Origin of the sequence: Vibrio sp. 1CM24A (assembly GCF_023161725.1) — a bacterium.
In the GTDB taxonomy this organism is placed as follows: Bacteria; Pseudomonadota; Gammaproteobacteria; order Enterobacterales; family Vibrionaceae; genus Vibrio; species Vibrio coralliirubri.
In genome coordinates, this window is the sequence record NZ_JALNTS010000003.1 from 212564 (window position 1) to 230468 (window position 17905).

Genomic DNA, 17905 nt, shown 5'->3' on the forward strand with positions numbered 1-17905 from the left:
AACCCTTAAACCTAACCTTTAACTGCGCCGGACGTTAAACCACTGATCATCTGTTTCGATGCGAACAGGTATGTAATCACGAGTGGTAAAATAGAAATTGTGGTACCTAGCATTACCGCGCCCCATGGCGTATTCGGAATGCCTTGAACACTTCGTAGTGCTTGTGTGATGACGTAATTGTCAGGGTTGTTTAGCACCACGAGAGGCTGCATAAACATGTTCCAGAAGAAGACGAACTGAACAATCGCAAGCGTTGCTAATGCTGGTTTCATCAGTGGCAGTACCACGCTCCAGTACGTTCTGAACTCGCCTGCACCATCCAGTTTCGCCGCTTCTAATAGCTCTTTAGGAATTGATGCAATCACGTGCTGACGCATCAAAAAGATACCAAATGGTGTGGTGGTGAACGGTAGCCATACCGCCATGTGGTTATCCAGCAAGCCTAAGAATTTCACGATCATGAAGTAAGGGATCAAGCTAAGCACAGGCGGAATCGCCATCGAGCCAACCAGCATGCCGAACAACACGTTCTTACCGCGGAACTTAAACACAGCAAATGCGTAACCACCCATGCTACAGAACAGCAGCGAGATGGTGGTGCCTAAGAACGCCACGTAAATCGAGTTAAACATCGCTTTCCAAAACGGCATGATTTCTAGCAGTTTTGCGTAGTTGATTGCCAAGCTATCGCCAATAGCAAAGCTGATGCCCGAACCAAAGATTTCCGAACGATCACGTGTTGAAAGCAGAGCTGACCACACAAACGGGAACACCGTAATGATTGCAGAAACAACCAGTAATATTCCGAGCATCACCATCAAGATCTTAGTCAGAATGAACATGCTGCGTTCGCTTGGTATCAGGCCACTTAGTGGTGAGGTATTTGTCTTAATTGATGTCGACATCTTAATGTTCCCCTAAGCCTTTCTTACCGAAGAGTAAAAATTGAACCAATGTACAAGTCGCGATGAGTGCAAACAGTAACCACGAGATAGCAGATGCTGTACCCATTTCTAGCCATTCCCAACCCACTTTGTAGAGGTACATCGAGATAGTTAAACCAGATTGGCCAGTACCACCTGTACCACGTGTTAGTACGAACGGTTCTTCAAACATTTGCAGGTTACCGATGATGGTCATCGTGATAGCAAAGAAGATGAATGGACGAATCATTGGTAGTGAAATGTTCCAGAAGCGGCGGAAGGCATTGGCACCATCCATACGTGCAGCTTCTAAGATGTCTTTAGGAATCGTCATTAAACCCGTGGTGTAAAGGACGATGTTAAAACCGGTGTATTTCCAGAAAACCATGATTGCGATAGACGGCTTCACCATAGTGGCATCGTCTAACCAACGGATTGGTTGAAAATCGTTAACCCAAGCGAATGCCCAACCAAACAGCGTGCTATCGGCCAGAGCCATCAGCGTTTGGTTAATAATTCCTGAGTTAGGAGAGTACATATTGAAGAAAATCAGTGACGCTGCGACCGTTGATGTAATGAACGGTAGAAAGTACGCCGATGTTAGCCAGTGACGCATACGGTCACCCATTGAAACCAACATGTAAGCCACTGGAATAGCGACTAAATGCTGAGCCACGCCTGAAGTGATTGCTAGCCAAAGCGTGTTCTTCAATGAACGCCATAGCCATGGGTCCGTTAAAGCAATGTGATAGTTCTCAAAACCAACGAACTCCATCGCATCCATGCCTCTTACCGGGTTCCACTCGTGGAACGACAGGTAAACAGAGAACAACAGCGGGAAGATCCCAAATACAGAAAAAATGATCAGAAACGGCAGAAGAAATCCATACGGTGTAAGCGCTTTCAAATTTAGACGAGAAAAAAGGCTTTTGTCCGCAGGTTCTATCGTTGTGCTCGCTGTATGATTCATAGTAACGACCTCTTAAAAAGGAAGCGCGTTATCCACGCTTCCTCACTTACTTAAAGTAAAAACAAATTAAAGATTACGCGTGCGACGCTTGATTAGACGCTCTGCCTCTTTAAGCGCTGTCTTGATGTCTTTGCCTTCATCAAGTACTTCCATCAAAGCGTTCTCTAAGATAATAGAACGTGCAACGTGGTCGCCTTGTGCTGGAGATACTGGTTTGATGTTTTGTGCCACTTCAGCAAACAGTAGACGGGCTTTTTGTCCGCCTAGGAACTCCATCTCTTCTTGGAACAGCTCATCGTCATACGTTGTTGTATTCGCAGGGAAAGCAGCAATCGTTTCGAAGTGCTTAAGCTGTACTTCACGATCTGTCGTCATGTATTCAATAAGCGCCCAAGCTTCATCTGGGTTGTCTGATTGAGTTGGAATTGAAAGGAATGAACCACCCCAGCTGCCGTAGATACCATCAGGTAGGTTTTCTACTGCCCACTTGCCTTTAGTTTCCGGTGCAATCCAGTTGTTTAGGTGACCAAGAAGCCAAGCGCCAGATAGTTGAGTTGCAAATGTGCCGTTGCGGAAGCCTTCGTACCATTCGTTAGACCAAGCTAGGATGCGGCCGTCTAAGCCTTTGTCACGAATCTCTTTTGCTACTTCAAAAGCGTGAACAAAACGCTCTGATGTCACAACCGGGTTACCATCTTTATCAAAGTACAGACCTTCACCTTCAGGAACCGTCGTGAAGATGATTGCTTGCGCGACGTCGGCTGCTGAAGCAATAAGTTGTACGTTTTGCTCTTTTAGTTTTTCACCAGCAGCAATGTATGAATCCCAATCTTTGATTGCTTCTTCTACATCAATGCCCGCTTTTTCGAATACGTCGGTGCGGTAGTACATAACACCTGGACCTAGGTCGACAGGAATGCCGTACATGTCGCCGTCAGCGCCTTTGCCTTGTGCCCATGCGTAAGGTGCGAATCGTTCTTCGTATTTATCTGCACCGTAGTTTTCAGACAGGTTAACTAGACCGCCAGAGCCAACGAATGGACCGATTTTCTCAACGTCGACAACAATCACATCGCCAGCACCAGAGCCCGTAGCTAGGTTAGTCGTTAGTTTCGTGTGGTGGTCACCATGGTTATTCATAAGGTAATCAACTTTAATCCCTGTCTTCTTCTCGAAATCAGGCAATAACACCTTCAAGCTGCTATCGAAATCAGGGAAGCCGTCGAAACGAATCTCTTTGTCAGCCGCATTCACAGCCGTTGTACCTAATCCTAAAGCAACCGCGCATGAGAGCGCCAAGGTCTTAAATTTCATGTTCTATCCTTAATATTTTATAGGGTAACTGGTAAATCCGATACCGAGTTTCTAGTAACCAACGTCGGCAGCAATTTAAAGTTCACGTCATGTTTAATTTTTTTTAGCTTCTGTAGAGTGAGCTGTACTGCTTCAACGCTCATCTCTTCAATAGGGAAATTAATGGTGGTCAAACTAGGGGTCAGATAACGCGCGAAGATGGTGTTATCGAAGCCCACCAGTGATACATCTTTCGGAACTGACAGTCCCTCTTGATGCAGCACCTCAAAGGCGCCGAATGCCATGTGATCATTCGAAGCAAATACTGCTGTGAAATGACACTTACGATTCATCAGCTTCTTCATAGCGCTGATGCCCGTCTCTTCAGTAAAGCCCGCTTCCGAGACTAGGGCCTCATCGTATGGCACACCCGCTTCTTCCAAAGCCTTTCGATACCCCTGCAAACGCCCCCTAGCATCTGCTTTATCTAAAGGCCCGGTAATACACGCGATATCTGTATGTCCCTTTTGCAAAAGATATTGAGTAGCGAGTAGCCCCCCGACTTCGTTATCAATATCAATACAACTCATCGCCATTTCTGGGATGAAGCGGTTAATTAAAACCACAGGGGTCCCCTGTTCTTCCAATTCAATTAAATAATCATCACAGAGCAGTTGAGTATGAAGAATCAAAGCATCGACACGACGCCCCAACAGAAACTCCACAGACTCGCGCTGCCCTTGTTCGGTGTTCGAACCCGCTGTAACCACAGCGTGGTAACCAAAGCGGCGTAGGTTTTCCTCTATGCAATGCAAGATGCCTGAATAGAAAGACCCGCCCAGTTCTGGAACAACAACACCCACACTTCCGGTACGACTTGAAGCCAAAGCCTGAGCGATAGAGTTCGGGCGATAACCCAATTCTTTGATCGCTTTTTCAACCTTTAACTTCTTGTCGTGACTCACTCTACTGGTGCCATTAATCACTCTAGACACTGTCGCTTGAGACACACCTGCATGTTCTGATACGTGTTTAATTGTTGCCACTCGAACCTCGATACTTCATTAGCTTGTAACCGCTTACAAAACGATTATTAAGAAATTACGTTTTAGTTGAAGTGAGTGTCATCACACTAAAGTTGGAGGTAAAAATGCCAGTTGTGGAAATCATGAAAGCGCTTACAGATTCACTTTACGCCATGAAACTGTTTCATGAGATTATTGTTTATATTATCAATATGACGTTCGATTACTTGCTCGTCAGATCAAAGAAGTACGCCAAAATTCATTTTTTTAAAGCGTCATTTGATGATGAATCCGCAGCTGACGGCAATATACACGGGGAAAGTGACCTTGTTATTTCAATGGCCTTTCGAAATTGTATGAGAACATTTCCTCTCATGAGCACTCACATTAATGCTCCGTTGACCCGACACAAAAATGCCCAGAAAAAGCTGGGCATGGAAGAGGGTAGAGTCTCCTCTAAACCGTATTTTCTGATTGCTCGGCGAGCTTAAACTCTTGAGTTAGTGAGAATTGCTGCTGCGACATGGTTTCAAGCTGTTGACCATGAGAAAACAAAACCTGAGATCGTTGAGAGTTGTCCTCTGCCAAGGTGTGTATCTGACTGATGTTTTGTGTGACTTGAGAAGCAACCACTTGGTGTTCCGTGGTTGCAGTCGCGATTTGATGACTCCTTTGCTCAACCTCATTAAGCAGATCAGACACCGTTGAAATTGAATGATTCACTTCGCCCGTTTGCTCAACACATTGAACCATCCCCACCACACATTGATTGATTTGTTCCACCGCCAATTTAGAACTGGTTTGCAGCTGTTCAATCTTATTGTGTATCTCTTGCGTTGACGCATTGGTTTTGGCCGCTAACACGCGAACTTCATCAGCCACCACAGAGAAACCGCGCCCTTGTTCTCCCGCTCGAGCGGCTTCAATGGCGGCATTCAATGCCAACAAATTGGTTTGTTCGGAGATCCCAGATATCACATCCAAAATGGAGCCAATGCTGGCACTTTCGCTTTCGAGCTGGCCAATGGTCGCTGTTGATTCTGCCAACTTACGTTCTAAACTGCCCATCAACTCGACGCTTTTATCCATCGTCTTCTGGCCATCACTGGAACTCGACACCGCTTCGGTCACAAGCGTTAGCGTTTGATTCGCGGCTTGAGTTATTTCTGTCACCGAGCACTCGATCTGCTCCATAGCTGTTGCCACCATCACCGTTTGATTGGTTTGGTCTTGCATCGCCTCACTCAAAGAGCGGCTAGTGCTTTGGTTCTCTAAAGACGCCTCTTTTAAGCGTGTAGACGACTGACGCATGTTATCAATCATTTGAGTCAGGTGGCTGATCACTAAGTTGACCTTGTCGCTAACTGAACCGAACTCATTATTGGCTTGATATTGCACCATCGTGCTCAAGTCTTTATTGGCAACTTGGTCGAGTGCACTTTGCAGCAGCTTGCTTGGTTTACGGATCCCTTTGGCAATATTCAACCCAATCAACAGTGCAATAAGTACGGAAGAAAGTGCAATAACGCTCTGCATCACAAGGGCTTGCTGTGAAGAGTCCATCGACTCATGATACAAGCGCGTCGCAGTATCTTCAGCGTACGTAGACAGCTCATCAAAGTGACTTAGCTGAACATCAATCAACTGTTCAATTTCCTGCTTTTGGAGGGAGATAGATTCATCGAGTTTAACGGTTTCTTTATGGGTAGATACTGAACCATTGGCTGAAAACGCATGTGAAGCGAGCAGTGATAAAGACTGTTTACTGCGGCGCAGCAAAGATGAATCTAGGTTGTCTAAATCTGCTACCGCTTGTTCGAATCGCTCTTTGCGACTTTGCAGGCGGCGCTCAACACCGCGTACTTCCGATGACGTTTGCAGTGAAAACGCTTCGTTAGCTTCCGATGCGATCAAACTCAATTGCACCAACAGAGCTTCGACTGCCTTTTGTGTCTGCTCCGAATCTGCACTCGCGAGTTGATTCACCAAGGTATTGTTAAGCTGCCCCACTACAGATTGAAATTGCGCCTGCTCCATCGAACCGAGATCTTTGCTATCCAAATACTCAACGTAAAGCTCCAATACCCGCTCTATCTTATCGATCGTCGACACGCCAGTTTGAGTGATGTTGTTGAGCATGGCTTCCATTTGCGAACCAGCCTCACCCTTGCCTTCGAACCAGCTCAATTGCTGCTGATATTGCTTGATGTTGTTTAAGAAAGTTTGCTTCAGTGGCTCCAGTTCATCAACATAATTAGCGGACAAGTAGGGTGTGGTGCTGCGATTAATGTCCAAGAATCGAATCGTCAGCGTAGATGATTGAAGCATTAATGGGGTGGCTTGCTGGGTGATGTTTTCGATTCGAGTCGTTATGTCTTTATTGCTACTGATACTTAACCATGCAGAGCCCAGCATGATCACAATCAGTACAAAGAAACCTAAATATACTCGAGACACGATGGAAGAAAGTCTCATGGTGAATCCTTGATCTAGTGGCGAAAAAAAGGGCACAAAGAATGTGCCCAAGAATGGAGTTAATTGAAACGTACCCTAATTAATCTGCCTTTAGGGCTAAAATGGACAGTCTTTACTACTTTTAAACACAGGCTCTTTGAAAATATGCCTAATTCAAAGAGCTGCTGATGCTAGCTTGTGATTACCACCAAGCTTCAAACATTGCGCCGAACGATAATGTATCAACATTGGTTGTCTTCACTGTGTTGCCTTTCGTTTCTACATCACCCACGGTTGTGTAGAAGCGAAGCATTGGACGACTCCAAGGTAAGCCACCTAGAGAAACGTTTTGAGACAGCGTTACTTTCCACGCGTTCTCTTCACCGTCATCATCATAATCAACCATGCCGTAGCCAGCTTCTAACCATGTAGAGTGAACATCATCCCATTGGTATTGGGGACGAACGATACCTGCGTATTCCGTGTTCTCGCGATCTAAGTCTGAGCCGGAGTTGTCTTTGTACGACACTAAGTAATCGATGATGAAGTTGTCTGATGCTGCGTAGCTACCTTCAACACTTGCGTACAAAGTCTGGTAGTCGCCTTTCAGGTCATAAACCGAAGTGTCTGCACCGTCACCATACTTAACAATCAACTTGTTAGACTCACCCAGCCCTAAAGTTGCACCTACTAGATATGCTGTTTCATCACTGACTTTTGGATCACCCGCTACGTCTGAGTCGGCTTCATCTGAAGCAAAACCATAGTTCGCATATAGGTCTAGTTGACCGATACCCGCGTTAATTGAGTGAAGTTTAGAAGTGATTGCGTATCGACCGTTGTCGTTAACGAGGCCGCCTTTCACTTGGCCCACAAAACCCATATCCAGCTTAGCGCCACCGAAATCTAGATTGTTAAAGCCTGCACCTTGACCATCGTGTGTCATCCAGAAGTAATCGTTCAAACCTTGTTGCGGACGTTGATGGAAGTCGCGACCAGCCCACATATAAAGCTCAGGTTGGCTTTCAAATACATTGGTTACACCAGCGTACATTTTTTTCATGCTCAAGCCGCCGTCGTCAGCCCAAGCGTCTGCCTCCCAGTGGTCAGCCATGAATACGACGTCCCAAATCGCACCGTTGTCAGCTTGGAAAAGCTTAGCTAACTGAACCTCACCACCATTGGCTTCGTTACCCAAACGACCGACAGAACGACCTGTTGTACCGATGTCTACGTAACGCTCATCACCGCTCTTGTAGTGAGCGCCGTAACGAGCATAACCAGAGAAGACGATGCCTTCTGGCACCTTAGTTTCTGCAGTTAGGACTGCGGGCTGTTGATCGTTAACATAATCAATATCCACAACCCTAGATTCTAACTCTTGAATTCGTTTTTCTAATGCTTCGATATCAGTATCAGCAGCAAAAGAAGAGAGTGAAGCAAGCGACGCCGCCACTGCGACTGTTATTGGCAAAAGCTTAAATTTTTGCATTGTAATTCCCTATTATTTTTTTGAGTTTTTATCGAACAGGGAAATATTAAGCAATGAAAGCGTTGAAAAGTTGGTCGCTGTTCACACTGATAAATCAGCCTAAAATCCATGAAACTTTTAGAATATCCATGACGAAAACTACTAATTTAAGATCAACAGGTTAGGATTGACATTGCGTGAAATATCAGCTTGAAATCGCTTTCATTTCATCAGTAATGGTGGCGGCTATCACGGAAAACAGTGTGTGAAAGTGAAGGAAATATGGTGCAGTTTTGATTGGTTTTCATATATATGAAAAACCTCAAAATCTAAGGCAGATTTTGAGGTTTTTTGGTCTGAGTAAAATAGCCCGTTATCTAGAATCAAGCATTCGCTAAAGTGAATCTAGAGACTCAATCCCCATATTGAACAGAGTAAATGCGTAGATATCGGCGGTTAAATCGATCGCTTTGCTGAGCGGCATTCCGGCGCCATGGCCCGCATTAACATCAATACGAATCATCACGGGCGCGCCACCTTCATGCTTATCTTGCAGCTCTGCAATGAACTTATAAGAGTGAGCTGGCACCACGCGGTCATCGTGATCAGCCGTCGTAACAAGAGTCGCCGGATAATCAACGCCACGCACCACATTGTGAACGGGAGAATAGCCAAGTAAGTATTCAAACATCTCTTTGTTTTGTGCTGATGTGCCGTAGTCGTACGCCCAGCCTTCACCAGACGTGAAGGTGTGGTAACGCAACATGTCCAACACCCCAACGGCAGGCAGAGCCACTTGGAACAGCTCAGGCCTTTGTGTCATGCAAGCGCCTACTAGCAAACCTCCGTTAGAACCGCCGCGGATCGCTAACGTATCACTGCTGGTGTAGTTTTCTTCGATTAAAAATTCCGCTGCGGCAATGAAGTCGTCAAATACGTTTTGCTTTTGCTGCTGAGTACCAGCTTTGTGCCATGCCTTACCGTATTCACCGCCGCCACGTAAGTTAGGCACGGCATACACACCACCAAGTTCTAACCAACTGCCTACCGTACCAGAGAAATAAGGGGTTAGGCTCACGTTGAAGCCGCCATAGGCGTACAACATGGTTGGGTTACTACCGTCTAGTTTTAATCCCTTTTTGTAAGAGATAAGCATCGGAACCTGAGTGCCATCTTTTGAGGTATAGAAGACCTGTTTAGACTCAAATTTATCCGATTCAAACGGAGACTCAGAGCGCTGATAGATTTCTGAACTGCCCGTTTCGACATCGAATGAGAAAATCGTTGGCGGCGTGACATAGTTGGTAAAGGTGTAATAAAGCTGGGTTTGCTCTTTTTTACCACCTAAGCCACTGGCCGTTCCCATCCCAGGCATGTGAAGTTCTCGAACTAAGTTACCTTGGTAATCCAGCTGATCAATTTTAGACACCACATCCACCATGTAGTGCGCAAACAAGTAACCACCACCCGTGCTGATGTCCAATGGCTGTGGCTTCTCAGGGATGATATCAAGCCACTTCCCAGCACAGGTATCAAAGCTCACGACCTTGCCGTTTGGCGCATCTAAGTTGGTATATAAGATGAAGACTTGGTCTTGGTTATCGATGAGGTACGTATCGCTATCCACATGATCAATCAGTGTATTCAATGACTGCTCTGATGATTTTAAATCGATATAGAACAGTCGATTACCTGATGTCGACTCCTTGCCGAGGATGATCAAGTATCGATCGTCTTCGGTGGTGTACCCGGATACATAGCGATGCTGCTCATCGTTGCTTTCGCCAAAGATCACCTTGTCGCTAGCTTGATCTGTGCCCAACTCATGGAAGTACAGCTTGTGTTGTTCTGTACGAGCAGAAAGTTCACTGCCGTCTGGCTTGTCATAGCTAGAGTAATAAAAGCCGCGATTACCCAACCAAGAAATACCAGTAAATTTAGCGTCAGTGATTTCGGCTTCAAGCTGCTGTTTAGTCTCGGTATCAATAACGAAGATCTTGCGCCAGTCGCTACCACCTTCAGAAATGCTGTACGCCACTAAGCTGTAGTCTTTAGAAAACGACACCGAGCCTAGAGATGTGGTGCCGTCTTCCGAGAAGGTATTCGGGTCTAAGAAGACTTCAACCTGCTGCCCCTCTTTCTGACGATAGAGAATACTGTGATTCTGCAGGCCATCGTTCTTATAGAAATAGGTGTAATCACCTCGCACAAACGGCTGCGAGCTCTTTTTGTAGTCTTGCGCTTTCGCCAATCGCTCTCGCAGTTCAGCGCGATACGGAATTTGAGCAAGGTAATCAAACGTGACCTCATTTTGACTCGCTACCCACTGCGCGGTCTCGTCACTTCTATCATCTTCTAACCAACGATACGGGTCTTCGATTATCTGGCCAAAATAGTCATCGCTGACGATCTGTTTGTTGGTGACTGGATACTCTTTTAGATAGCTCATCGTGATCCTTATTAAAAATAATGTGAAATCGTCAGGTAACGGGTTCTGATGTGTTCAATCAATAACTTAATCTTGTTCGGTGGTTGGCGCGTAAAAGGGTACACCGCATAAATACCGAGCTTTTTGCCCACTAAGTCAGGGAAGATATCCACCAGCTGACCATTACGAATATCGTGATAAACCAGACAACGTGGCACGTACGCCACACCATGGCCGCCCAACGCCGCTTTACGAAGTGCCGTGGCGTTATCGGTAGAAAATGAACCCGAGACACGCACGATGTATTTGTCGTTGTCAGTACATCCGTCTTTACTATGCAGGAACTGCCATTCACTGGCACCCGTTGTTTGATACGCGTATTGCAGACAGTTATGTTGCACCAAGTCTTTAGGTAACATCGGCTTACCGTTCTTAGCAATATAAGATGGAGAAGCGCAAACCACCCATTGAGAATCCAAAATATGACGGGCAATGAGGCTTGAATCTTCCAAGTAGCCGGTTCGAATCACCAAGTCGAGACCATCCTCTACCAAGTCGACAAAGCGATTGTTCAGAGACATATCGACCGTTAAACCTGGGTGCATATTACAAAACTCGGCCACAGCGTCTGCGAGAATCAAATCTCCGGAGATAGTAGGCACTGACATTTTGATATGACCACTGACATTTTCACCAAAGCCTGAAACTGCGTCCATAGCCTCTTGAGCTGCCTGCTTCACATTTTTGGCCCCGTGTAACATTGCCTTGCCCGCCTCAGTCAGGGTCAATTTACGCGTGGTTCGATATAATAATTGCACACCAATCTCTTCCTCTAAACGCGCAATTCTTTTACTAACTACCGAATTTGTAAGGTTATTTTGCTCTGCCACCTTACTGAAACTGCCCAGTTCTACCACCTGTGAAAACAGGATCAAATCGTCTGCTCGCATCTGATTATGCCAATTTTGGAATTAATTATTTTCATTATTTCCCTATATCAATAAAAAATAAAGGGGTAAATTCACGCCAAATTAACAAAACAATTACAAAAACAGTCATTCCAATTACAAGATTCGCCTAAAGAAGGTTCCCGTTTAGAGGCCAAAGCGATTCAAATAATGACAAACCATAACGTGATCTTTACTTCAAACATGAACGTTTGAAAACAGTACGAGGAAGTACCCATGAGTGAAACTCTACTAGCCCTATTGGCATTTTCACCAATAGTTGTTGCAGCGATTCTGCTGGTTGGCCTTAACTGGCCTGCAAAAAAAGCGATGCCTGTGGCATTTGCCTTAACCGTTGCTATCGCCCTACTTGCTTGGGACATGTCTGGCACTCGCGTGCTGGCTTCTGTATTCCAAGGCTTCGGCATTACCGTGTCGGTTCTCTGGATTGTGTTCGGCGCCATCTTCTTATTAAACACTTTGAAACACACCGGAGCCATTACCACTATCCGCAACGGATTCACTGATATATCCGCTGACCGTCGTGTTCAAGCAATCATCATTGCTTGGTGTTTCGGTTCATTCATTGAGGGCGCATCTGGCTTCGGCACACCAGCTGCCATCGCTGCACCACTGCTGGTTGCTATCGGCTTCCCTGCACTTGCTGCGGTACTGATGGGCATGATGATCCAATCTACGCCAGTATCATTCGGCGCGGTTGGTACACCTATCATCGTTGGTGTGAACAAAGGTTTGGACACGCACAACATCGGTGAAAGCCTGATTGCTCATGGCTCAACATGGGATGCTTACCTACAACAAATCACGTCAAGCGTTGCGCTGATTCACGCTTCTGTTGGTGTAATGATGCCTGTATTGATGGCAATGATGCTGACTCGCTTCTTCGGTAAAAACAAAAGCTGGACTGAAGGTCTAGATATCCTGCCATTCGCACTTTTCGCAGGTGCTGCTTTCACTATTCCTTACGCACTAACAGGTGTTTTCCTAGGCGCTGAATTCCCATCACTGATTGGTGGTTTGGTTGGCCTAGCAATTGTGGTTACTGCAGCAAAACGTGGCTTCCTCGTACCAAAATCAAAATGGGATTTTGAAAGCGAAGACAAGTGGCCAGCAGAATGGCTAGGTTCTCTGAAAATCGACCTTGATGACAACAATCAAAACCATAAGAAAATGAGCATGGCGATGGCATGGGCACCTTACGTGCTGCTTGCTGTCACTCTAGTTGCTAGCCGTGTAAGCCCTGAGTTCAAAGGCCTGCTTAAGAGCGTGAGCCTTTCGTTCAGCAACATCCTAGGCGAGACAGGCGTAAGCACAGCGATTCAACCTCTATATCTACCGGGCGGCATCTTAGTCTTCGTCGCGCTGGTTGCGGTTCTAATGCAATCTCGCAGCGCAGCTCCACTGGCTAAAGCCTTTGGTGAATCAAGTAAAACACTGATTGGCGCAGGCTTTGTGTTGGTGTTCACCATCCCGATGGTACGTATCTTCATTAACTCTGGTGTGAACGGCGCTGATTTGGCAAGTATGCCGGTAACGACTGCGAACTTTGCAGCTGACCTAGTTGGCGGCGCATTCCCAGCACTGAGTGCAACGGTTGGCGCGTTAGGTGCCTTCATTGCAGGTTCGAACACAGTTTCAAACATGATGTTCAGCCAATTCCAGTTTGAAGTGGCACAAACTCTGACTATCTCTAGTGCGGTGGTTGTCGCTCTGCAAGCGGTTGGTGCAGCAGCAGGTAACATGATTGCGATTCACAACGTAGTAGCGGCATCGGCAACGGTAGGTTTACTAGGACGTGAAGGTGCAACGCTACGTAAGACAATCATCCCAACGTTCTACTACTTGGTGATGACAGGGATCATCGGCCTAGTGGTTATCTACGGCTTCAAAATGACAGACGCACTTATGTAAACCATAAGTCGTTACAAAGCACTTGGCGTTAATACTCAATTCCCCGACTGCAACACCGTCTAATAAGACAGTTGATGAGTTTCGGAATGGATACTGAAACACATCAACACCCTCGGGTATTAACGCCATTTTCCCGTTTTATCGTTTTATCGTTTTATCGTTTTATCGTTTACAGCTTCAAAGCTTAAGCAAGATCGAACACTTACTTTCAAGAATTAAAGCAGCCCAAACCAAGCTCTCATAGAAGAGCAACATCCCAAGAATTTAGGACTGAAATTATGATCATATCCGCATCGACTGATTACCGCGCCGCAGCAAAATCGAAATTGCCACCGTTTCTTTTCCACTACATTGATGGCGGTTCTTACGGAGAACATACCCTACGCCGCAACACGGCTGATCTGGCAGAGATCGCGCTCAAGCAACGTGTGCTTAATGACATGTCGGACCTAAATTTGGAAACCGAGTTGTTTGGCGAAAAGCTCGCAATGCCAATCGCACTGGCTCCTGTTGGTCTAACAGGCATGTACGCACGACGTGGTGAAGTACAAGCAGCAAAAGCCGCCGATAACAAAGGCATTCCTTTTACCATGTCGACCGTATCGGTATGCCCGATTGAAGAAGTCGCACCCAAGATTGAACGCCCAATGTGGTTTCAGCTTTACGTATTAAAAGATCGCGGCTTCATGAAGAACGTTCTTGAACGCGCAAAAGCCGCTGGCGTTACAACGCTGGTCTTCACCGTGGATATGCCAGTACCCGGCGCTCGCTATCGTGACATGCACTCAGGAATGAGTGGCCCGAATGCGGCAATGCGTCGTGTATTCCAATCGATGCGTCATCCTAGCTGGGCCGTTGATGTTGGTTTACTCGGCAAGCCTCACGATCTTGGCAACATCTCTACTTACCGCGGTTCACCAACCAAACTGGAAGACTACATCGGTTGGTTGGGCGACAACTTTGACCCATCAATTTCATGGAAAGACCTAGAGTGGATCCGTGATTTCTGGGACGGCCCTATGGTCATCAAAGGCATTCTTGATGAAGAAGATGCAAAAGACGCCGTGAGATTTGGCGCAGACGGTATCGTAGTTTCAAACCACGGCGGTCGTCAGCTTGATGGTGTGTTATCAAGTGCCAAAGCACTGCCTGCAATTGCAGACGCAGTAAAAGGCGACACTAAGATTCTGGTCGACTCTGGTATTCGTACTGGCTTAGATGTAGTGCGCATGATGGCGATGGGCGCAGATTGCACCTTACTTGGCCGTTCTTTCGTCTATGCGTTAGCGGCACAAGGACAAGCAGGTGTTGAAAACCTACTCGACCTTTACGACAAAGAGATGCGCGTTGCGATGACATTGACAGGCGCCAAGACAATCAAAGACTTAACTCGTGAATCTTTGGTGGGATTAGATTAAGTCCGTTGATTCACTGTAATGCTTTGGTCTACTTAGACTGAAGTTCAATCGGTGTCACAGCAATTCCACTGCCGTTGTGACACCGTTTAAGCACTGGAAAATAAAATAAAAACAAATCAGTGCCAAATAGAAGCACAAGGAAGCAAAGATGGAGACAAACACATCCCATGAGCGAGTAGTAGACGTACAAGCTTATCAGCAGCTTGAATCGATACTGGCTCAAAAAATAGAAACGGAACGCATTGTCACGCAAGAGGCAAAGCGCTTGGCTTACGGCACCGATGCGAGTTTCTATCGCTTGGTGCCGAAAATGGTGCTAAGGCTCAAGAACTTAGACGAAGTGATATTCACCATTCAAAGCTGTCGCGAACTGGGTATTCATTTTACGTTTCGCGCCGCGGGTACCAGCCTATCAGGACAAGCCGTTTCAGACTCGGTACTTATCACCCTGACCGACGACTGGCGCGGCCACGAGATTGTCGATAACGGCAATCAAATCATCCTTCAACCCGGTGTAATTGGCGCTGATGCCAACAAATACCTTGCCCCTTTCCAACGTAAAATCGGCCCAGATCCAGCCTCAATCAACACCTGTAAAATCGGTGGCATAGCGGCGAATAACGCCAGCGGCATGTGTTGTGGTACTGCGCAAAACTCCTATCGCACCGTCGAGAGCATGAAAATCGTATTGAGTGATGGGTCCCTGCTTGATACCGCAGATAACGCCAGCGTTGAAGCATTCAAGCAATCACACAAAGCGCTGTTTGAAGGCATTATTGATTTACACCGCCAGACAAGCTCAAATCAAGAACTGGCAGACAGAATCCGCCACAAGTACCGCCTCAAAAATACCACCGGCTACGCGCTCAATGCTCTAGTTGATTACCACGACCCAATTGAGATCATCAAACATCTGATGATTGGCTCAGAAGGCACGCTAGGCTTCATCGCAGAGATCACCTACAACACGGTTATCGAACATCCGAACAAGGCTTCGGCGCTGTTGGTGTTTGCCGACATAGAACAAGCAAGTAAAGCCGTGACTACGCTATCAAAAACGCCGGTTGCTGCTGTTGAATTGATGGATGGCAGAGCACTACGTTCAGTGGCTGATAAACCGGGTATGCCTGCATTTATGCCAAGCTTGGATTTAGAAGCCGCAGCTATTTTGGTTGAATCACACGCCAGCTCCCAGCAGGACTTAGATTTACAATGTAAATCAATTTTGGATGCACTGGCTGATTACACGATTGTTGAATCGGTCCCTTTCACGTCCGATCCGAAGACAGTCGCGACTCTGTGGGGCATCCGAAAAGGCATGTTCCCAGCAGTTGGCGCAGTGCGTGAAGTCGGCACTACCGTCATCATTGAAGACGTTGCTTTCCCTGTTGAAAACCTCGCTAACGGCATTCGAGAGCTGCAAGAGCTGTTCGATAAATACGACTACAGCGAGGCGATCATTTTCGGCCATGCACTCGAAGGCAACCTGCACTTTGTGTTTACCCAAGGCTTCGATAGCCAAGAAGAGATCGACCGTTACGGCGGTTTCATGGACGACGTTGCCGAGCTGGTTGCAGTGAAATATCAAGGTTCACTGAAAGCGGAACACGGCACGGGCCGAAACATGGCACCTTATGTGGAATTAGAATGGGGCAAAGATGGCTATGCCTTGATGCAACAGATCAAAGCACTGTTCGACCCAGAAAGGCTGCTTAACCCCGGCGTTATCATCAACGACAATCCAAACGCCCACATCACAGACTTAAAGCCGATGCCTGCCGCCGATGATCTAGTCGACCGCTGTATTGAGTGTGGCTTCTGTGAACCTGTTTGCCCTTCTCGCACGCTGACTTTATCACCTCGCCAACGTATTGTTTTATATCGCGAGCTACAACGCCGCCGTGCGGCAGGAGAAGAGATAGAAGCCAGCGAGCTAGAGAAGACTTTTGAATACCAAGGCATTGATACCTGCGCTGCGACAGGCCTATGTGCGGAGCGTTGCCCAGTGGGCATCAACACTGGCGATTTAGTGAAGAAGCTTCGTATCGCCAAATATGAGAAGTTCACACCAATTGCTAAGTGGACAGCGGAGCACTTCTCGACCACCACCAAGCTGACTAAGGCTGGCCTCAAAACTAATCAAGTGGCGAGTAAGGTTCTAGGTGCGAATACAGTCGGCAAGCTAACCAATGGCTTGCGCTCAATGACTAAAGGCGCGACACCGGTTTGGATGCCTGAGATGCCGCAATCCAATAGTCACTCGCCAACCTCATCACCAGTGACGGCAGAATCTTCAAGCAATCATAAGAAGGTGGTTTACCTCCCTTCCTGTGCCAGTCGAACCATGGGGCAACAAAGCGATGCGGGCGACCAACGTCCTCTAACTGAAGTGACCATGTCTCTGCTTAAAAAAGCAGGATTCGAGGTAATTCTTCCGAAGAAGCTAGACGACCAATGTTGTGGCATGCCTTACGACAGCAAAGGGATGACCGATTTAGCCCAATCTAAAGCGCAACAGCTCGAAGAAGTGTTGTGGCAGGCCAGTCGTCAGGGTGAATACCCAGTCTTAATGGATACCAGCCCATGTGCTAAACGCAGTATTGAACAGTTCACCAAACCGTTAGAGGTATTAGAACCGACAGGGTTTGTGAACCAATACTTGCTTGAGCACCTGACACTTGAGCCAATTAAAGAAACCGTAATGCTGCATGTGACTTGTAGCTCTCGTCGAATGGGTTTAGAAGACGCGATGTTGAACCTTGCTAAAGCCTGTACCGAAGAGGTCATCGTTCCTGAGCATATTCAATGCTGTGGTTGGGCAGGTGATAAAGGTTTTACCACGCCAGAGCTGAATGAAGCGGCGGTACACCCACTCAAAGAGCAAGTGCCGAGCAACTGTACTCGTGGCTTCAGCAACAGCCGAACCTGTGAGATCGGTTTGTCACATCACAGTGGTATTCCGTATCAGTCAATCTTGTACTTGGTGGACGAAGTCGCGCAATAGCATCGTTCATAGCGCAAAGGTATTAACTTAAACCTAAAAC

12 protein-coding genes are annotated in these 17905 nt (G+C 46.7%); 4 read left to right on the forward strand and 8 right to left on the reverse strand.

Annotated elements, in window-relative coordinates; genetic code table 11:
* Window positions 1–11: 11 nt before the first annotated feature.
* The 4 genes from MSG38_RS08490 to MSG38_RS08505 all read right to left on the reverse strand — a co-directional run bounded on the left by MSG38_RS08490 (window position 12) and on the right by MSG38_RS08505 (window position 4232).
* Window positions 12–905 (reverse strand): carbohydrate ABC transporter permease, encoded by an 894-nt coding sequence (locus tag MSG38_RS08490; protein WP_248401610.1) that lies wholly within the window; start codon window positions 903–905, stop codon window positions 12–14.
* A gap of 1 nt (window position 906) precedes the next feature.
* On the reverse strand, window positions 907–1893 hold the full coding sequence (locus MSG38_RS08495; protein ID WP_009846152.1) for a sugar ABC transporter permease: 987 nt from the start codon (window positions 1891–1893) through the stop codon (window positions 907–909).
* A gap of 66 nt (window positions 1894–1959) precedes the next feature.
* A complete protein-coding gene (locus MSG38_RS08500; protein WP_248401611.1) occupies window positions 1960–3207 on the reverse strand; it encodes an extracellular solute-binding protein in 1248 nt (415 codons plus the stop codon).
* Between the two features lie 17 nt (window positions 3208–3224).
* Entirely contained in the window at window positions 3225–4232 is a 1008-nt protein-coding gene (locus tag MSG38_RS08505; RefSeq protein WP_248401612.1) for a LacI family DNA-binding transcriptional regulator, read from the reverse strand.
* Window positions 4233–4336: 104 nt separating this feature from the next.
* Between MSG38_RS08505 and MSG38_RS08510 the strand changes: the two genes are divergently transcribed.
* A complete protein-coding gene (locus MSG38_RS08510) occupies window positions 4337–4702 on the forward strand; it encodes a hypothetical protein (protein ID WP_122082287.1) in 366 nt (121 codons plus the stop codon).
* On the opposite strand, the gene MSG38_RS08515 is transcribed toward MSG38_RS08510, so the two are convergent.
* The 4 genes from MSG38_RS08515 to MSG38_RS08530 all read right to left on the reverse strand — a co-directional run bounded on the left by MSG38_RS08515 (window position 4668) and on the right by MSG38_RS08530 (window position 11514).
* Window positions 4668–6686 carry a methyl-accepting chemotaxis protein gene (locus tag MSG38_RS08515; RefSeq protein ID WP_122082286.1) on the reverse strand — a complete coding sequence of 673 codons (2019 nt, stop codon included), beginning with the start codon at window positions 6684–6686 and terminating at the stop codon, window positions 4668–4670. The genes MSG38_RS08510 and MSG38_RS08515 overlap by 35 nt on opposite strands.
* Before the next feature lie 181 nt (window positions 6687–6867).
* Window positions 6868–8157: a carbohydrate porin gene (locus MSG38_RS08520; protein WP_248401613.1), complete on the reverse strand. Its 1290-nt coding sequence runs from the start codon at window positions 8155–8157 to the stop codon at window positions 6868–6870.
* A 373-nt stretch (window positions 8158–8530) separates the two neighbouring features.
* Window positions 8531–10585 (reverse strand): prolyl oligopeptidase family serine peptidase, encoded by a 2055-nt coding sequence (locus MSG38_RS08525; protein WP_248401614.1) that lies wholly within the window; start codon window positions 10583–10585, stop codon window positions 8531–8533.
* 11 nt (window positions 10586–10596) lie between these two features.
* On the reverse strand, window positions 10597–11514 hold the full coding sequence (locus MSG38_RS08530; RefSeq protein ID WP_048611944.1) for a LysR family transcriptional regulator: 918 nt from the start codon (window positions 11512–11514) through the stop codon (window positions 10597–10599).
* Between the two features lie 234 nt (window positions 11515–11748).
* Here MSG38_RS08530 and MSG38_RS08535 point away from each other — a divergent pair, with 234 nt between their 5' ends.
* The 3 genes from MSG38_RS08535 to MSG38_RS08545 all read left to right on the forward strand — a co-directional run bounded on the left by MSG38_RS08535 (window position 11749) and on the right by MSG38_RS08545 (window position 17865).
* Window positions 11749–13443, forward strand: a complete 1695-nt coding sequence (locus tag MSG38_RS08535; RefSeq protein WP_050620157.1) for an L-lactate permease — start codon at window positions 11749–11751, stop codon at window positions 13441–13443.
* Between the two features lie 278 nt (window positions 13444–13721).
* Window positions 13722–14861 (forward strand): FMN-dependent L-lactate dehydrogenase LldD, encoded by a 1140-nt coding sequence (gene lldD / locus MSG38_RS08540; protein ID WP_050620158.1) that lies wholly within the window; start codon window positions 13722–13724, stop codon window positions 14859–14861.
* Between the two features lie 148 nt (window positions 14862–15009).
* The gene (locus MSG38_RS08545; RefSeq protein WP_248401615.1) at window positions 15010–17865 is read left to right on the forward strand and encodes an FAD-binding and (Fe-S)-binding domain-containing protein; all 2856 of its coding nucleotides are present in this window, start codon (window positions 15010–15012) and stop codon (window positions 17863–17865) included.
* Window positions 17866–17905: the final 40 nt, after the last annotated feature.